This window comes from Sulfuricella denitrificans skB26, from assembly GCF_000297055.2.
Lineage (GTDB): Bacteria > Pseudomonadota > Gammaproteobacteria > Burkholderiales > Sulfuricellaceae > Sulfuricella > Sulfuricella denitrificans.
Genome location: NC_022357.1, coordinates 2084851 through 2102194, shown reverse-complemented (window position 1 = coordinate 2102194; position 17344 = coordinate 2084851). Strand labels below are relative to the sequence as shown.

Genomic DNA, 17344 nt, shown 5'->3' with positions numbered 1-17344 from the left:
ATACAATGTCACATGAGCTGAAAGACCAGGAAATCGCCATGTTGCGCACCGAACTTGAAATTCTGATGGGCGAGCGTCAGACGCTCCTGCGCATCGCCGGAGCTGCCGCCTCTTTCATTGCTGAACTGGATGCCGGTGTGCTGCCTGAAAACACGCTGGAGGCCGCGGAAATGCTGGCCGAATGCATCAATGCAACGCCCGAGGAAACCATGCACGATGCGCTGGAAATCGTCAAGGCCGAGGTGGCGGGCGTATAGATCAGATGTCCGACGATTTACTCAACTTGCGCAACAGGCATTTGCCCACAGAGAACCAGGAGTTACAACAGCAGTTGGAAACGCTGGTGGCCCAGGCACGGCTGAACGAGCAGGTGATGCGCCGCTTCCAGGATGCAGAACTGCGCATGCTCGGTGTCAGCAGTTTCAAGGAATTGCTCCAGTATGTCCTGCAGGAAATGAAGGAAACCTTCGATCTGGATGTGGTGACGCTGGCGGTGATCGATCCGGAATATGAAGTGCGGCGCATGCTGATCGATATCGGTATTCCCGCCAATGAATACCCCGGCCTGATGTGCCTCGACAACCCCTCCCGTTTTCACCGCCTTTGTGGCACTTCGCTGGCGCCGGTGCTGGGGCAGTATAACGTTGCCAGTCGCGCCCCCTTCTTCCCTCGCGACACCCCTCCCGCCAGCATCGCCATCCTGCCGATGGTGCGTCAGAAAAAACTGATCGGCAGCCTTAACCTTGGAAGTCGCAATGAGGCGCGATTTGCGCCTGGCATGGCGACCGATTTTATCGGCCGCCTTGCGGCGATCCTCGGGGTTTGCCTGGAGAATGTCACCAATAGCGAGCGCCTCAAGCATCTGGGGTTGACCGACCCTCTTACCGGAGTGCACAACCGGCGTTATTTCGACCAGCGCCTGCAGGAGGAGGTCAGTCGCGCCCAGCGCCAGAGATTTCCGCTTTCCTGTTTATTTCTGGACATCGACCATTTCAAGCAAGTCAATGACCAGTACGGCCACCAGACTGGTGATTGCGTATTGCGCGAGGTGGCTTGGCGGATCAAGGGCCAGCTTCGTTCTATTGATGTACTGGGCCGCTATGGCGGGGAAGAATTTGCCGTCCTGCTGGTACAGACAGACATGGCGAGTGCGCTTACCATCGCCGAGCGCATTCGCCACAGCATCGCCGAACAGCGATTCAAGGGTGAGGGGGACGAAACTCTCGCGGCCACGCTTTCCATAGGCGTTGCCACCCTGCATGACTGTAATCGTACACAGAATGCCGAGACGCTTGCGCAGCAACTGGTGGCGCGTGCCGACCAGGGGTTGTACCGGGCGAAGCAAGGCGGCCGCAACTGCGTCATGGTCGTCATGCCCGAAAGCGATAAAGCGAGTTCTGTTGAAGTTAGGTAAAATACATTGTTCAATTAATTTACTCAGGAGCACAGCATGGCTGAAATTACCACCCCATCCGGACTGATTTACGACGACCTCGGCGAGGGAGAAGGCGAAGCTGCACAAGCTGGCCAGCGCGTTTCCGTACACTACACCGGCTGGCTGACGGACGGCACCAAGTTCGATTCCAGCAAAGATCGCAACGATCCCTTCGATTTTCCACTTGGCGCCGGACATGTTATTCGGGGTTGGGATGAGGGCGTGCAGGGCATGAAAGTGGGCGGTGCGCGCAAGCTCACAATCCCGCCTGAACTGGGTTACGGTGCGCGCGGTGCTGGTGGTGTCATCCCTCCGAACGCCACGCTGGTGTTCGAAGTCGAATTGCTGAAAATTCTTTAAAACCTGTTAGGGCCTGTTCATGGATAAGTTGGGCAATTATGGGCGCGCTGGCGGGATGCGATGCAAGGCGCCGGGTGCGCCGCATGGCCATTCCCTGCAAGCGACCGGCAACGCCGTAGCGCGCCTGCCAGTGCGGCCAGAATGTTCGAGTTATTCATGAATAGGCCCTTATGACTATACGCAGGCCGCCGAAGGGCAGGGTGGGTCCGGTTGGGCGGCGAAAGCCCGATGGCGCAGCGGGTGCCGTCACGGTGCCTGTGTCAACGCGGGTCAAACTGACGCGGCCAGATAAGCCTGGACCGAAGATGGGTGTATCGGAGACGGACGAAAATTCTGGAAAAATCCGTCTTTCCAAGCTGATGTCCGAACGCGGTCTGTGCTCGCGCCGCGAAGCGGATGCCCTGATCGAACGCGGCCTGGTGCTGGTTGATGGTGAACGGGTCACTCTGCTGGGCATCAAGGTCGATCCCAGTCAAACCGTCACCCTGGATAAGCGAGCCGAAAAGCAGCAGTCGCAACTCGCCACCATCCTGCTCAACAAGCCGGTGGGCTATGTTTCCTCGCAGCCTGAGAAGGGTTACCAGGCGGCAGTGACGCTGATCGGCAAGGAGACGCGCTACAAGGAAGACCGTGCACCGCAGCCTTACTCCCCCGAGCACTTGCACGGCTTGGCCCCGGCGGGGCGGCTTGATATCGATTCCACCGGACTTTTGGTGTTGACGCAAGACGGTCGCATCGCCAAGCAACTGGTCGGTGCCGATTCCGAAATCGAAAAGGAATACCTGGTGCGGGTGGAGGGCAGGCTGAACGAAGCCAACCTTAAACGCCTTAACCACGGCCTCAGCCTCGACGGCGAAACGCTCAAGCCGGCGGAGGTGTCCTGGCAGAACCAGGATCAGCTGCGCTTTATCCTGAAGGAAGGCAAAAAGCGCCAGATCCGCCGCATGTGCGAGCTGGTCGGGCTCAAAGTGGTCGGCCTCAAGCGCGTCCGCATCGGTCGCGTAAAGCTGGGCGATCTGCCGGTCGGGCAATGGCGCTATTTGCTCGAGAGCGAACGTTTCTAGCTGTAAAGATACAATAGTCTGTTCCCGATGGATTCATTGTGACCCAGTTGGGCGGATAAACGACGGATAGCCATCCGGTTCGGGTTGCTTGTGAACTCTCCGCATCGGAAAAAATTGGGGTGATGGATTGCGAATTTTACTTGTCGAAGACGATGCTGTTCTTGCACACGCCTTGAAGCAGGCTCTGGTGCAGGGTGGGGCGGTGGTCGATTGTGCTGTGGACGGCGAAGAGGCAAGCCGGGTGCTCGAAGACCAGACCTTCGACGTGGTGCTGCTGGATATTGGGTTGCCAAAGCTCGACGGGTTCAGCGTTCTCAGCCAGGTGCGCGCTCGCGACACCAGCACACCTATACTGATCATGACCGCGCGCGACTCTTTGATGGACCGGGTTCGCGGCTTGGACCTGGGGGCCGACGACTACCTCGTTAAACCCTTCGACCTGCCCGAGCTGGAGGCCAGGGTTCGCGCGCTGTTCCGTCGCCGGCACGGCACATCAGGCGCAACGCTTTCTCACGGTATGCTGGAGGTTAATCTGTTTACTCGCCAGGCTTTCATCGATGGGAAGCTGTTTGAGCTTACGCTACGCGAGTTTGGCACGCTCGAGGTGTTGCTGCTGAAAGTAGGCCAGGTTATTTCGAAAGAGGATTTCACCCGCCATCTCTATAGCTGGGGCGATGAAGTGACCGAAAACGCCATAGAAGTCTGCATGCACCGGCTACGCAAGAAACTCACACCTTATGGTATCGAAATCAGGACGGTCAGAGGGCTGGGTTATATGCTCGAGAGACCTGACCTGGGCAGCTGACATTCTTCCAGTTAAGACGCATGAAAATTTACCCCAATAGACTCCACTACAATTTGCTGGTGTGGTTGCTGGTGCCGCTGATTACTCTGTTTGCGGCGCGATCTGCCTATACCTACTTCGTTACTGCTCCCGACCTTTCTGCCCGTGTTTACGACCGCGCACTTGAAGATCTTGCCAAATCGTTAACCCAATATTTGGTGATCGATCAGGATGGAGTTCCATCGCTACATCTGCCCGAGACGGCTTCGCAATTATTGATGGCGGACGACAGCGACCAGATATTTTTCTCGGTGAGCGACCATGCGGGCAGGGTGTTGGCTGGAAACGGCCGGTTGTTGCCATCGAGTGAAAATCTTCGAGTCCATCGGAATTCGGTATTTTTTGACGGGACCGTGAATGGTGAAAAGGTCCGGGCAGTCACCCTTACACAGATCCCTGCACTCGATCGCCAGGATCTCTTTATCTCCATCAGCTTTGCGGAAACGCTGAACAAACGCAAACTGCTGGCACAAGATATTTTCAACAGTTCTCTCCAGCCGCAGGCGATGCTCATCCTGCTTGCCTCATTGACCGTCTGGCTCGGCATCAGCAAGGGATTGCAGTCGTTGCGTGTCCTGAAACGGGATTTGGCGCAGCGTTCTCACCTGGATCTTAGTCCGGTGGACTCGAATCTTGCACCCGAAGAAATCAGGCCGATTATCGACACCGTCAATGATCTGATGGAACGGCTCAAGCGGGTGCTGGAAGGCCAAAGCCGCTTTGCGGGGGATGCTGCTCACCAGCTCCGTACTCCTTTGGCCGGGCTCAAGGCGCAACTCGAACTGGTTTCCCGTCAAACCTCGACGGACGACGTGCGCACCGAATTGAAGCCGTTGATGACCGGTTGCGACCGGATGTGCCGTCTGGTAAACCAGTTGCTAGCCATGGCGCGTAACGAGCACGAGTCCAGTCAGGCAAAAGAATTTGGAATTGTCGATCTGAATGCTTTGGCGGCCGAGATGACCAAGGAATGGGTGTCGGAAGCCTACCGGAAAAAGATCGATCTCGGGTTTGTCGGCAGTCCATTGACTTCGATGGTGATGGGCGATTCCGATCGCCTCCGGGAGATGGTGACCAACCTCATTCACAATGCGATTTGTTATACCCCGCCGGGTGGCCAGGTGACGGTCAGTGTTGTCGCCGATCCGCCTGCATTGATCGTGGAAGACAATGGCGACGGCATTCCGCCGGAAGAGCGGCAAAAGGTTTTTGAGCGTTTCTATCGCGTACTGGGAAGTCGGGCTGAGGGTAGCGGGCTGGGCCTGTCCATAGTTCAGGAAATCGCGCTGGCGCATAAGGCCAGCGTGCAACTGGATGCAAACGTACAGGGCAAGGGGACAGTGGCAAAAGTCATATTTCCTGCCCGGTGATATAGTGAACTGATTTTTCTTGCCAAGTCTTTCAGTGTCTACGGGGCCTCTCTTTTTGCGGGCTATCAAGCTTACGAGTTACTTACAAAACCCCTGTCGAAAATTTCGGCCTGTCGTTTCGGTGGATTTCGTGGTGTGCTGGATGGAAACAAGCCCCCGAAATCTGCTGTCTTCTCTTGAGTTCCTTTGATTATTGGTGTCCGAGCTGTTTCCAGGAGATGGATATTGCAAAACCTGACGGATTCCTTACGAGGACCGTGTCGAGATATTTTACATTCCATTCAACTCCCCTCATTGTTTTTTGATACCCGAGCAATCGCAACATCCAACTGATTAAATTAGATTAAGTTAAATTAATGATACTTTAACTGAGGTTGGCATGAGTATTGCTTATGATGCTAATACTGCGTTATGGAATATTCCTCATTCGCCAGCAAGGCACCGCCAGATTCGAAAATGAGCCTGGCGGGTATCACAAGTCAACGCATCGACCAGGATATTGGGCGCCGCGTTTTCTGCCTTAGCCAAAAATTTTATTTTATTAGGGAAAAGTAACATGAAAAAAATCGCTCTCTGCCTGGTCCTTGCATCTCTGTATGGGACATCGCACGCCAGCAGCTTAAGCATTGAATCACTTTCTGCGGAATTTGCTGTTAACAATTACGATGGCCAGCCAAAGGAAGTTACTGGTGCCAAAAAAGCGGGTAATTTTGGTATTCTCATGGCTAGTGGGGCGGGTACATTTACGGCCACTTATTTAGGTAACGAAAGTAGCTATTTGGATGGATTCAGATTTGTCCTTGAAGGCAAGGAATTAAATGAAGCCAACGTATTAGGCAAGTCAATTTCAAAGCAGGTTACTGGAGGCGTAGTCGGTTTCCAGTTTTTTGATAGTAAAGGGGCTGTCTTCAATAATGGAGAGGTTTCAGGGGCAGCCCTGGGTTTTGCATTTTTGAAAGATCGTTCAGGGTCTTCATTCGCTGAATCTAATAAATACGGCACTTTCCAGTATCTGTTAGGTTTTAACGATAGCTACAAAGGCGATGCGGATTACGATGATTATGTGGTCGGTGTGAACTTCGTTTCCACCGCAGTTATGCCGTTGCCTGTCACCGCTGTGCCGTTGCCTGCCGCCCTCCCGTTACTGGCTTCTGCGGTCGGTATGCTTGGTGTGGTAATGCGTCGTCGTAAAGTGGCACTGGCTGACGCATAATTTCGATTTGTTCTGCTTTGACGGGATATCTTTCGGGGTATCCCTTTTTTATTTGTTCTCGGCACTTTTCCGGGGTCAGGCTTCCTTGAGTTTTAGTAAGAAGCGCTAAGTTGTTGCGTCGCGTAGCGCGGCGCGGCGTCCTCTCAGTACATCCACCCCGCTCAACAGCACCAATCCCACGACGAAGTAGCTGCCGGTGGCCAGGATGGCCATGCGATGGTCGCCCTTGGACAGCCAACTCGTGAGACCGTAGGTGATTGGACCAAGAATGGCGGAAAATTTCACTGCCAGTCCCCACAGCCCGAAGAATTCGGCGCGCCGTTTTGCCGGGCTCAGCAGCCCGATCATTGCCCGTCCCGCCGACTGGCTTGCCCCCATGGCAATGCCGGCGAGGTTGGCGGCTAGCCAGAACATCTGTGGTCCTTGCGCGCCCCAGGCGAGCAGCACCATGATGATCCACAGCACCAGGGTAATCGCGATGGTCTGGATGTGGCCGATCCGGTCTTGCAGGTGGCCGAACAGGAAGGCGCCGGCTGCAGCCGTGATGTTGACCACGAGAACCAGCAGGATGGTGTCGCGGGTGGAAAAGTGCATGGCCTGCTGGGCGTAGATTGCGGCGAGACTGATGACCGCCTGGATGCCTGCCTGGTAGAACACGGTGCAGATCAGAAATCGGCGCAGGTCGCGGTAGTGGGCGGCATGGCGCAGAGTCTGTCCGAGCCGGGTGTAAGTTTCCTGGATCAGGTGGTGTCGAGCGTGCGTTTGCGGTACGGCCCTTTCCTTGAGAAACAAAAAGGTAGGCAGGCTTGCCAAGGCGAATAGCGCCGCCGTGATCAGCATGGTGATCGGGACGAAATCCGCCGCTTGCTGGCCATGTGCTTCCGCCCAGTTTACATAGGCCAGGCAGGCGCCGAGGCTGACCAGTCCGCCGAGGTAGCCGAAGCTCCAGCCCCAGCCGGAAACCTTGCCCAGCGAACGGCCGCGTGCCAGTTCTGGAAGGAAAGCGGCGATCAGGTTTTCGCCGCTACCGTAAAAGAAGTTGGATAGCACGATCAGCGGGATAGCGAGCCAGATCTGGCCCGGCTCAACTAGGGCGAGTGCCGCAGTGAATATCACGCAACCAGCCGTGCTGATCAGCAGCAGTTTTTTCTTGGCAGCGTACAGGTCGGCATAGACGCCTGCCAGTGGCGCCATCAGCATGATGAGGGCATAGGACAGCGCGAGCGCGGCGGTCCAGGCAAAAGTGCCCCACGGCTGATCGCCGGCTACGACGGCAACGAAATAGGCATTGAAGATGGCAGTGATGACAACGGTGGTGTAGCCGGAGTTGGCGAAGTCGTACATAGCCCACGCCCAGACCTCGCGGCCGCTGACATCGGCGGCAAGGCTGCGCGCCATGCCTAATTGAGTTTGAAGGCGTTAACGGTGTTGTCCAGGCTTTCTGCCAGCGCGGTGAGGTTTTTGGCTTTAGCGGTGCCTTCGCGAGTGTTTTTCAGGGTACTTTCGATCAGGTCGCCGATTCCAGCAATGTTCTGTCGAATATTGTGAGCATCCTGTTTCTGTATCTGGGTGGCGCTGGCGATTTCTTGCACCATGGCGGTGACCTGTTCGGCGCTTTCGACGATATTACGCAGCGAGTTGCCGGCTTCGCGGGCATTCTCGACACCTTCCTTCACATCTGCTGTGCCCGCATTCATGGTTCTGACCGCTTCGCCGGTTTTTTGCTGGATTGCCTGTATCATTCCGCCGATTTCGGCCGTGGCGCTGCTGGTTTTTTCCGCAAGCTTCCTGACCTCGTCTGCCACCACCGCAAAGCCGCGCCCCTGCTCGCCGGCGCGGGCGGCTTCGATCGCCGCATTGAGCGCGAGCAAATTGGTCTGGCCAGCAATTTCGTTGATCACCGCCACGATTGCGCCGATCTGGTCGGAATTTCGTCCCAGTTCTTCGACGGCGTTGGCCGCTTCGTTGACGGCCCGGCTGATCTTGTCGATGCCCTGCACGGTTTTTTGTACCACATCACCACCCTGGCGTGCATGCTCGGTGGCTTCGCGTGCTTTGCCTGCAGCATCGGCGGAATTGTTGGATATCTGTTCGACGGTGTTGGCAAGACGGTCTATAGCGCTGCTGATTTCTCCGGTCCGGCCGGTTTGTTCGTTCAGGTTGCCGGTGATGCCTGACATGAAGTCACGAATGCTGGTGCTGTCGACGCGGACGCTGCCGCTCAGGGTGACGGTCTGGCCGATCAGCTCGCGCAGGTTCGTTGCCATGTTGTTGAAACTGGTAATGATCTCTCCGATGGTGTCGGCGCTTTGCATCGAGCATTTGTGCGTGAGATCCTTGTTAGAGATGGCATTTGCCACTTCGGAAATGCGTCGCAACCGGTTCAGCAGGATGGTGTTGAGCAGCACGTAGTTCACCACGCCAATACCCAGGCCTGCGATCAGGCAACCAACGACGAACCATGGCAGCATGCCTGGCTTCCAGTTGACGAAGAAGTTGGCATAGAAAGGAAAAACTGCCGCGACCAGGATGCCGAAACCGAGAAAAGACAGGAGCAGCGTGCGCAAAATACTTTTTTTCATGAAGAACTCCGTTACGAATGTTTTGTATTTCTGGTTATTTGGAAAGCTTAACCTCGAACCCCGAGGTTGTGAAGTGAAAAAAGGGGGCAGAGGCCTTTATCCGTGGTTTTCCCAGATAGGTGCCGGACGGAAATAGCGGGTGTTTTCATAAAAAAATTCGTAATTGTTGTCTGGCCACCAGCCGGGAACGCCGAGCAGCGGCAGTGGACTCAAATTCAAGGTGGCGCGGAGCGAATCTGGTTGGAGGAAATGTTCGGCCATCATGGCGTCGATTTCGGCCAGCTGGCGGGCAAAGGGTAGCGTGAGGAAGCCGGGTGATACTGGAAGAACCAGGGACTTGCCAGTCAGGCCGATGTAAGGCTGCAGAGCCTTTTCATAAAGGGAATGGCCGAAGACAAAAACTTCATGTTAATGTCCACCTCGCTGCGCCGCTGCCAGAACAGCGATTTCCATTGGTGCTGTCTCAGCATGTCGCTTAGTTCATCCTGCGCACAGGCGATCACCACGCCGCTTTCGTCGAAAAGGGTCAGCACGTCGCGGGCAGTGCCGCGGCCGACTGCGGGCTGCGGGTTTTCCTGGCTGGTGCGGTAATGCATCAGGTTGATAGCTGCCTTGGTGCGGGGGAAAACCCGCCACACCAGGGTGTTGAACAGGTCATGCCAGTTATGGGTGCGGGTCTGGACTTCGCCGGTCAGGTAGGCTCTTTGCTCGTAGTGGTCGTCGGCTTGGGGAACGCAGCGTACCGGCTTGCCATTGTGTGTGAGAATGGGGGGTGATGCGGCCTGTAGCAGGCAGTTGTAGTCTTCGAGATCAGGCCAGTTATCGTGTGAATAGCTCAGGCTATGTGCGGCTTCCAGCAGCGGCTGGTAGATCGGTGAACGCGTGTGCCACGCTGCGTCCCAGGCGGACGTCATTTTGCGGTGGCAGCACCCTTGTAGCACTGGATTACACCATGCGCCACCCGTTGCGGACCCAGTGCGGCCGATTCGATGCCCTCACTGTATTCCATGATGCGGTAGCCGTCGTAACCCAGTTCGGTAACAATCTCTCCGGCACGGCGCTTGAAAAGCATGTCTCCCTCAGAGTCGCCATCCTGCCGCAGCATATTCTTTTTCAGGGTGATACGGAACTTGTCATCGCCTGTCTGGATTTCTTCCAGCGTCCAGTTGTCCTTGTAGAGGTAGTAGGCGCCGGCGCCAAGCGCTGCGACGAATGGGATTCTCGGGCTCGGACTGGAGATGAAGCTGGGTAGCGCTGACGTGCCCCCGGACTGTCCCGTTGAACATCCCGCAAGAACAGGCACGAGGGCAAAACAAATAAGGGAGTGTTTCAGCATAGATTTTTCGGTGAGATTTTCACGATTTTATCGGCTCGTTGTTCTGGATGCTACCATATTCCATCGATGATTTCGCGGTGATTTCCAATGCCGGCAAGCGGTTGGAGTATTTAGCAATTTGATGGCATGAGACGAGCGGTGCGCCTGGTGGATGTGCACCTCTCCCCCAACTTTTTCCAAAAGGGATTGCCCTCTCCTCAATCCTCTCCCGCAAGCGGGATAGGATACAAATGAGAAAGGCGCTGGTTCTGATCTGGGGACAAGCGCGCCGGATTATGGTATTTTCGAGCTTTGCACGTGCTTGAACGGGATATCTCGCTTGAAAAAAAATTGGCTATATTTCCTGCTGGCTTTCGCTGCGCCACTGGTGGGTATTTTCTGGTGGGTGGGTGGCTTTGCCAGCGCCAAGGTTCAAACTGATCTGGTGCGCGGCCCTTATCATTACGCCTATCTGGAGCACAGCGGCGATTACGTCAAGTTGCCCGACAAGCAACTGGAAGCGCTGCGGGCCTTGCAGGCACAAGGGGTCGCCCACGGTGCAGCGATAACATTGATGCAGAATGACCCGCGAACCGCTGCCAAGTCCATGTTGAAGGCGCGGACCGGCTATCTGGTAGAGGCAGGCGTCAGCGTGCGCGAGCCGCTCAAGTTGGCGGATGTTCCCGCACGGTCAGTGGTCGTTGTGCAACTGCGGGCGCATCCCCGGCTGGCAGCCGGCAAGGTTTATGCGACGCTGCTGAAATACCTGGATGAACATGGCATGAAGCTCAAGCTGCCGACGCTGGAAATTTACCAGAATAGTACTTTGACCGTTGAAATGGATATCTGAGAACGCCTATGAGTTTGTTTTCCCTGATTGCCGCCTTGCTGCTCGAACATTTCCGCCCGCTGGGTGGAAGCAATCCTGTTAACTTGTTGTTTACCCGCTATGCGAATTATCTCGAGCGCCATTTCAACGCCGGCGAGAATGTGCATGGTACGGTGGCGTGGCTACTGGCGGTGTTTCTGCCGGTGGTAGTGGTTGGCGGCATTTATGGTGGACTGTATTACCTCAACTCGTTGCTGGCCTGGGCATTTAGTGCGGTTGTGCTGTATCCGCTATTAAGCCTGAAGCAGTTGGGTGGGCAAGCCGAGAGGGTTGCTGCTGCATTGCGTGTGGCTGATCTGGACGACGCGCGCCGTCAGCTTTCCCAGTGGCATGGACGCCCAGCCGACGAGTTTGGATCTGCGGAAATCGCCCGCGTGGGTATCGAGCAAACGCTGAGCTGCGCGCATAAAAATCTGTTCGGTATCATTATCTGGTTTGTTGTGTTCGGCCCTGCCGGCGCTGTGCTCTACCGCTTTTCCCAACTGCTTGGCCAGAAATGGGGCGGCCTGGACCAGCTCGATTTTGGCGAATTTGGCAAGTTCGCAACGCAAGCTTTCGACCTGATTGACTGGGTACCGTTGCGCCTGAGCGCCATCAGCTTTGCGGTGGTCGGCGATTTCGAGGACGCGGTCTATTGCTGGCGCGCCCAGGCTTCGGCCTGGGCGCAAGAGGGCATTGGCATCGTGCTGGCGAGTGGCGCAGGCGCCTTGGGCGTAAAGCTGGGCGAACCTCTGAGCTATGGCGGAAACATTGAGTTCCGACCCGAGCTCGGTCTGGGTGACGATGCAGATTCCGACTACCTGGATAGCGCTGTCAGCCTGGTATGGCGCACGGTGGTGCTGTGGCTGGTATTGCTTTTGCTGCTTACCCTTGCTGGCTGGGTGGGGGGCTAGCGGTCTGTCATGTTGAGTTCCCGAAATGTCGGGTTAAAACCCGACAATCAGTTCGTTCCTTAATTATTCCATGAAATCGACGATCATTGACCTGATACGCCATGGCGAGCCGGTAGGCGGACGGCGCTACCGTGGCCGTACCGACGACCCCCTGAGCGAAAAAGGCTGGAACCAGATGCGGGCAGCAGTGGGCGATTATCGCGGCTGGCAGCAGATCGTTTCTTCACCGTTGTTGCGCTGCTCCGAATTCGCTCATGAGTTGGGCAGGAAACTGGATATTCCCGTCAGCATAGACGAGCATCTGGCCGAACTGGGCTATGGCGAGTGGGAAGGTAAGACGCCGGCGGAACTCACTGCGCACGACCCTGACTTGTTGCTGCGCTACCGTCGCGACCCACTCAATAACCGGCCTCACGGAGCGGAAGATATTGAGGGTTTTGCCGTGCGCGTATCCGCCGTGTGGGGGCAGATCTGCGAGCAGCAGCACGGCCGCCATGTGCTGGTAGTGGCCCATGCCGGGGTGATCCGCATGATCATGGCGCAGACGCTGGCCATGCCGCTCAGTCATCTGTTTCGCATCCAGGTGGGCAATGCCGCAATCAGCCGCTACACGGTCGAGGGCGAAGGAGCGGATGCCTTTGCCAGCCTGATTTTCCATGATGGCAGGCTGGCACCCTAGCGCAATCCTGCTGCTTTTCCTCGCAGCCACTACAGCCGTTGCCGCCCCGCTCAAGGTGGTCGACGATGCCGGCAGGGCGGTAGTGATAAATCTGCCCGCCGAACGCATCGTTGCCTTGTCACCCCATGTCACCGAGATGGTCTTCGCTGCAGGTGCGGGAAACAAACTGGTTGGCGTTTCCTCCTTCAGCGATTACCCAGCCGCCGCCAAACATATCCCGCATATTGGCGATGGCGGCAAGGTCGATGCAGAGCGTCTTCTTGCTCTGAAGCCTGACCTGATTATCGGCTGGCACAGCGGTAACAGCGCCGCTGATATTGCCACGCTGGAACGCCTGGGGATCCCGGTATTCCTCACTGAACCTCGCCGTCTCGACGATATCCCGCGCTTGCTCGAAACCATCGGCAGGCTGGCTGGAACCGAACGGGTTGCCACATCAGCGGCGGAAGATTTCCGCGCCGGCGTGGCCGAGCTGAAGCGGCGCTACGCCGGTCGGCGGCCAGTGCGGGTATTCTACGAAATCTGGCATGAACCGCTGATGACGGTCAATAGCGAGCATCTGATCAGCGATGTGCTCGGGCTGTGCGGAGGCAAAAATATTTTTGCCGGAGTCTCCAGTCTGACGCCGTCGGTGGCGGTGGAGAGCGTGCTGGCGGAAGATCCCGAAGCGATTATCGCCAGCGGTGCGCTCTACGCAGAACGCGGCCCGCTCGAAAACTGGCGACGTTACCCGCGCCTTGCAGCAGTGCGTCGGGGACATGTGTTCTTTATTGATCCCGACCTGATCCAGCGTCAGACACCGCGCATCCTTCAGGGTGCGCAGCAGATGTGCGAGCAGATCGAGCAGGTGAGAAAAATGGAAGTCCGGAAAAACTAGCGTCGTTGCCAGGTGGTTTCCGCATGGCCGCTGTCGCGGTTGATGACGCGGGTAAGCACGAACAGCAGGTCGGACAGACGGTTGAGGTATTGCAGAAGTAAGGGCGCCAGCGTTTCCGCATGGTTCAGTCGCACGCAGGTACTCTCGGTGCGACGGCAGACGGTACGGGCGACATGGCACAGCGCGGCAGCGCGGCAGCCACCGGGGAGGATGAATTCCTTGAGTGGGGGCAGGTCGGCGTTGAATTGCCCGGTCAGCGTTTCCAGGCGTGCCAGCTGTACCTCGGTGATGACGGGACGTTGAGGAAGCGCCAGTTCGCCGCCCAGATCGAACAAGTCGTGCTGGATGGCGGCGAGGCAGTCTCGCACCGCCAGCAGGAGTTCCTCCGTTAGCAGCAATCCGATCTGGCTGTTGAGTTCGTCCACCGCACCGATTGCTTCGATGCGTGGGCTGTCCTTGGGAATGCGCGATCCGTCAGCCAGGCCGGTGGTGCCGTTGTCGCCGGTGCGGGTAGTGATTTTGGTCAGGCGCATGCGGTGATCTTTCGGCAACAATAAGCACGCAACATAGTTTGCACCATTTTGTTACTTCGGGCTGTCAGGAAAAAGCTTCGAAGCGGTTGCTGTCAGGGTTAAAGCGCAGTAGTTCGCCGTGCTCCAGATCGAAATACCAGCCATGCAGGGTCAATTTTCTTTGCGCGACCCGTTCCAGAATCCAGGGGAAAGTTAGCAGGTTGTCTAGCGAAACCAGGATAGCCTCCTGCTCGCAGGCGCGCACCTGCTTTTCCCGAGGTTCGCCGTGCATGCGCGAAAGCACACGGTTGCGCGCATTGCTGGCAACTTTCATCCAGCTGGGCACGAAGCCTTTTTGCTGCTCTTCGTCCGGCGCTTGTTGCATCAAGGCACTGATGCCACCGCACTGGGCATGGCCCAGCACGATGATGTTTTCCACTTCAAGGTTGCGCACGCCGAATTCCAGCGCCGCGCTGGTGCCATGATAGTTGCCGCCGGTCTCGAATGGCGGCACCAGGTTGGCGACATTGCGGATGATGAACAGGTCGCCGGGATCGCAGTCGGTGACGATGGCGGGATCCACGCGGGAATCGCAGCAGCCCACCACGATGGTCTTGGGTGTCTGCCCCTGACTGGTCAGGCGGTCGAAGAGGGCGGGGTTTTCGTCATAGATATTGTGTCGAAAGCGTTTGAAGCCTTCAAGCAGCTTGTTGATGTCGGCCATTATGCTTACTCCGTCAGGCGCTTGAGAGCTTCACGGTATTTCTCACCGGTTTTGGCGGCAACTTCGGCCGGCAGCTCCGGTCCCGGAGTTTTTTTGTTCCAGTCGGTAGATTCCAGCCAGTCGCGTACATACTGCTTGTCGAAGCTGGGTGGGTTGCTGCCCGGTGCGTACTGGTCGGCGGGCCAGAATCGGGAGGAATCCGGCGTCAGCGCCTCATCGATCAGATACAGCCTGCCGGCTTCGTCCAGACCGAATTCGAATTTGGTGTCGGCGATGATGATGCCGCGGGTGGCGGCGTAATCTGCTGCTTCCTTGTAAAGCGCGATAGCTGCATCGCGCACCTGTGAGGCCAGCATCGGGCCGATCAGTTCCGCGGTCTGGTCGAAGCTGATGTTCTCGTCGTGGGCACCCATTTCCGCCTTGGTCGAAGGGGTGAACAGCGGTTGCGGCAGCTGGTCGGCCTCGAGCAGGTCTTGCGGCAGGGGGATGCCGCACACGCTGCGGGATTTCTGGTATTCCTTCCAGCCTGAGCCGACCAGGTAACCGCGCACGATGGCCTCGATCGGCAGCGGCTTGAGCTTTTTTACCACCACGGCGCGTCCGGCAACCTGGTTCTTTTCGCTGCTGGCAACGACGGATTCCGGGGCGATACCGGTGAGCTGGTTGGGGATGAGGTGCTTGAGCTTGTCGAACCAGAAGTTGGAAACGGCAGTCAGGACCGCACCCTTGCCAGGGATCGGTGTGGGCAGAACGACGTCGAAGGCAGACAAACGGTCGGTGGTGACGATCAGCAGGCGATCGGCATCCACTTCGTAGATGTCGCGCACCTTGCCGCGGTTGAGCAGCTTCAGGCTTTTGATGTCGGAATTAAACATGGGTGGCATCATGAACTGGCTTCCTGAATAGGGTTTTTAAATGGTTTAGAGCATCTGGATGAGCTAGATTCTGGCGCTACATTGCGGGTCAGGGCGGCGCGCATATCCAGAGCAGTTCGCAGGGCCTTTTCGACGGTACTGTCCAGCACAGTGAAATGGCCCATCTTGCGTCCTGGCCGCGCTTCGGTTTTGCCGTACAAGTGTAGCTTGGCACGAGGCTCTCCGAGCACGGCATCCCAGTTGGGTTCATTTCCTTCCGGCCACAGATCGCCCAGCAGGTTAACCATCACTGCCGGGCTCAGCAGATCGGTCGCCCCCGGCGGCAATCCGGCCAGGGTGCGCACTTGCTGCTCGAACTGCGAGTGGAGGCAGGCGTCCAGGGTGTAATGGCCACTGTTGTGGGGGCGGGGGGCGATTTCGTTGATTACCAGGCGGTCATCCTCGAGCACGAAAAACTCTACCGCCAGTACCCCGCAGAAATCCAGGGTGGCGGCCACGGTCATGGCGCTTTCAGTTGCCTGGCTGGCCAGGGCGGGGGAAATCCGTGCCGGCACGATGCTGATATCCAGAATGCCGTTGACGTGCTGGTTTTCGGCTGCCGGGTAGGCGGCGATCCGGCCATCTTCGCCCCGTGCCACCACCACCGAAATTTCGGTTTTCAGGGGTAGCAGCGCTTCCAGTACACAGGGCACCGCACCCAGTTTCTCGAAGGCCTTTTCCAGTTCGGCCAGGCTGCCGACCCGTATCTGTCCCTTGCCGTCGTAGCCGAGGCAAGCGGTCTTGAGCAGGGCGGGCGCACCGATGCGCTGGAAGGCCGCGGCCAGGTCGCCATGTCTTTCCACCGTGATGAATGGCGCTGTGGCGAGGCCGTGCGATTGCAGGAAGGTTTTTTCGCGCCGTCGGTCCTGTGCGATCTCGACGGCGGCTGCGCCGGGACGCACCGGGCAGAACTGCGTCAGGAATTCCAGGCTGTCGGCCGGTACGTTCTCGAATTCGGTGGTAATCGCCGCACAGTCGCGGCCCATCTGTTCCAGGGCGGCGGGGTCGCGGTAGGGCGCACGCAGATGGAAATCTGCCAGCATGCCGGCGGGGCTGAGTTCGTCCGGGTCCAGTACCATGACTTTATAACCCATGGTGCGGGCGGCGATGACGAACATGCGGCCGAGCTGGCCGCCGCCGAGGAGGCCGAGGGTTGCGGGCGGCAGGATCATGGTTGGTCCGGCAGGGTCGAGGCCATTGCGGCTTCGCTCTGCATCCTGCGGAAGTCTGCCAGGCGGCCGGCGATGGCGAGATCGTGAGACGCCAGCATGGCGACGGCGAACAGAGCGGCATTGGCCGCGCCCGATTCGCCCACGGCGAAGGTGGCGACCGGGATGCCTTTGGGCATTTGCACGATGGAGAGCAAAGAGTCGATGCCTTTCAGATAGCGGGAGGGCACCGGCACGCCCAGCACTGGCACCGCGGTTTTGGCCGCCAGCATGCCGGGCAGGTGGGCCGCGCCACCTGCGCCGGCGATGATGCAGGTCAGCCCGCGACCAGCGGCCTCTTCAGCGTACTTGAACAGCAGGTCGGGGGTGCGGTGGGCCGACACCACGCGGGCTTCATAGGTTACGCCGAGGTTACGCAGCACGTCGCAGGCGTGGCGCATGACTTCCCAGTCGCTGGTGCTGCCCATGACGACGCCGACTTTTACTTGTTCGCTCATTCCTTAC

At 57.6% G+C, this 17344-nt stretch carries 19 protein-coding genes and 1 pseudogene; 11 read left to right on the top strand and 9 right to left on the bottom strand.

Annotated elements, in window-relative coordinates; translation table 11 throughout:
- Positions 1 to 5 precede the first annotated feature (5 nt).
- The 7 genes from SCD_RS10185 to SCD_RS15760 all read left to right on the top strand — a co-directional run bounded on the left by SCD_RS10185 (position 6) and on the right by SCD_RS15760 (position 6286).
- A complete protein-coding gene (locus tag SCD_RS10185) occupies positions 6 to 257 on the top strand; it encodes a hypothetical protein (RefSeq protein ID WP_009205066.1) in 252 nt (83 codons plus the stop codon).
- Positions 258 to 262: 5 nt separating this feature from the next.
- The gene (locus SCD_RS10180; protein ID WP_009205065.1) at positions 263 to 1414 is read left to right on the top strand and encodes a GGDEF domain-containing protein; all 1152 of its coding nucleotides are present in this window, start codon (positions 263 to 265) and stop codon (positions 1412 to 1414) included.
- 36 nt (positions 1415 to 1450) lie between these two features.
- The gene (locus SCD_RS10175; protein ID WP_009205064.1) at positions 1451 to 1795 is read left to right on the top strand and encodes an FKBP-type peptidyl-prolyl cis-trans isomerase; all 345 of its coding nucleotides are present in this window, start codon (positions 1451 to 1453) and stop codon (positions 1793 to 1795) included.
- 305 nt (positions 1796 to 2100) lie between these two features.
- Positions 2101 to 2859, top strand: coding sequence for a pseudouridine synthase (locus SCD_RS10170; protein ID WP_009205063.1), 759 nt, complete (start codon positions 2101 to 2103; stop codon positions 2857 to 2859).
- A 127-nt stretch (positions 2860 to 2986) separates the two neighbouring features.
- The gene (locus tag SCD_RS10165) at positions 2987 to 3664 is read left to right on the top strand and encodes a response regulator (RefSeq protein ID WP_009205062.1); all 678 of its coding nucleotides are present in this window, start codon (positions 2987 to 2989) and stop codon (positions 3662 to 3664) included.
- A gap of 20 nt (positions 3665 to 3684) precedes the next feature.
- Positions 3685 to 5073, top strand: coding sequence for a sensor histidine kinase (locus SCD_RS10160; RefSeq protein ID WP_009205061.1), 1389 nt, complete (start codon positions 3685 to 3687; stop codon positions 5071 to 5073).
- A 556-nt stretch (positions 5074 to 5629) separates the two neighbouring features.
- Positions 5630 to 6286 (top strand): hypothetical protein, encoded by a 657-nt coding sequence (locus SCD_RS15760; RefSeq protein ID WP_009205060.1) that lies wholly within the window; start codon positions 5630 to 5632, stop codon positions 6284 to 6286.
- A gap of 105 nt (positions 6287 to 6391) precedes the next feature.
- Here SCD_RS15760 and SCD_RS10150 read toward each other — a convergent pair whose 3' ends face one another.
- From SCD_RS10150 to SCD_RS15755, 4 genes and pseudogenes are all read right to left on the bottom strand, one after another.
- Positions 6392 to 7684, bottom strand: coding sequence for an MFS transporter (locus tag SCD_RS10150; protein WP_009205059.1), 1293 nt, complete (start codon positions 7682 to 7684; stop codon positions 6392 to 6394).
- A gap of 2 nt (positions 7685 to 7686) precedes the next feature.
- Entirely contained in the window at positions 7687 to 8868 is a 1182-nt protein-coding gene (locus tag SCD_RS10145) for a methyl-accepting chemotaxis protein (protein ID WP_009205058.1), read from the bottom strand.
- Positions 8869 to 8964: 96 nt separating this feature from the next.
- A pseudogene (locus tag SCD_RS10140) lies at positions 8965 to 9782 on the bottom strand (DUF3025 domain-containing protein).
- Positions 9779 to 10204: a hypothetical protein gene (locus SCD_RS15755; protein ID WP_009205055.1), complete on the bottom strand. Its 426-nt coding sequence runs from the start codon at positions 10202 to 10204 to the stop codon at positions 9779 to 9781. Before SCD_RS15755 ends, SCD_RS10140 begins: the two are co-directional and overlap by 4 nt.
- A gap of 319 nt (positions 10205 to 10523) precedes the next feature.
- On the opposite strand from SCD_RS15755, the gene SCD_RS10130 reads away from it, so the two are divergent.
- From SCD_RS10130 to SCD_RS10115, 4 genes are all read left to right on the top strand, one after another.
- Complete coding sequence (locus tag SCD_RS10130; RefSeq protein WP_009205054.1) at positions 10524 to 11033, top strand: GyrI-like domain-containing protein; 510 nt, start codon at positions 10524 to 10526, stop codon at positions 11031 to 11033.
- An 8-nt stretch (positions 11034 to 11041) separates the two neighbouring features.
- A complete protein-coding gene (locus SCD_RS10125; protein ID WP_009205053.1) occupies positions 11042 to 11965 on the top strand; it encodes a CobD/CbiB family protein in 924 nt (307 codons plus the stop codon).
- A gap of 70 nt (positions 11966 to 12035) precedes the next feature.
- Positions 12036 to 12644: a histidine phosphatase family protein gene (locus SCD_RS10120; RefSeq protein ID WP_009205052.1), complete on the top strand. Its 609-nt coding sequence runs from the start codon at positions 12036 to 12038 to the stop codon at positions 12642 to 12644.
- Entirely contained in the window at positions 12622 to 13521 is a 900-nt protein-coding gene (locus tag SCD_RS10115) for a cobalamin-binding protein (RefSeq protein WP_009205051.1), read from the top strand. Before SCD_RS10120 ends, SCD_RS10115 begins: the two co-directional genes overlap by 23 nt.
- Here the strand turns inward: SCD_RS10115 and SCD_RS10110 are convergent.
- The 5 genes from SCD_RS10110 to purE form a co-directional block, all read right to left on the bottom strand.
- Entirely contained in the window at positions 13518 to 14054 is a 537-nt protein-coding gene (locus SCD_RS10110) for a cob(I)yrinic acid a,c-diamide adenosyltransferase (RefSeq protein WP_009205050.1), read from the bottom strand. The genes SCD_RS10115 and SCD_RS10110 overlap by 4 nt on opposite strands.
- Positions 14055 to 14118: 64 nt before the next feature.
- Entirely contained in the window at positions 14119 to 14757 is a 639-nt protein-coding gene (locus SCD_RS10105; protein ID WP_009205049.1) for a carbonic anhydrase, read from the bottom strand.
- Between the two features lie 5 nt (positions 14758 to 14762).
- The gene (locus SCD_RS10100; protein WP_009205048.1) at positions 14763 to 15644 is read right to left on the bottom strand and encodes a phosphoribosylaminoimidazolesuccinocarboxamide synthase; all 882 of its coding nucleotides are present in this window, start codon (positions 15642 to 15644) and stop codon (positions 14763 to 14765) included.
- Positions 15641 to 16843, bottom strand: coding sequence for a 5-(carboxyamino)imidazole ribonucleotide synthase (locus SCD_RS10095; protein WP_009205047.1), 1203 nt, complete (start codon positions 16841 to 16843; stop codon positions 15641 to 15643). The genes SCD_RS10100 and SCD_RS10095 overlap by 4 nt, the downstream gene beginning before the upstream one ends.
- A complete protein-coding gene (purE, locus tag SCD_RS10090) occupies positions 16840 to 17337 on the bottom strand; it encodes a 5-(carboxyamino)imidazole ribonucleotide mutase (RefSeq protein WP_009205046.1) in 498 nt (165 codons plus the stop codon). Before purE ends, SCD_RS10095 begins: the two co-directional genes overlap by 4 nt.
- Positions 17338 to 17344 lie beyond the last annotated feature (7 nt).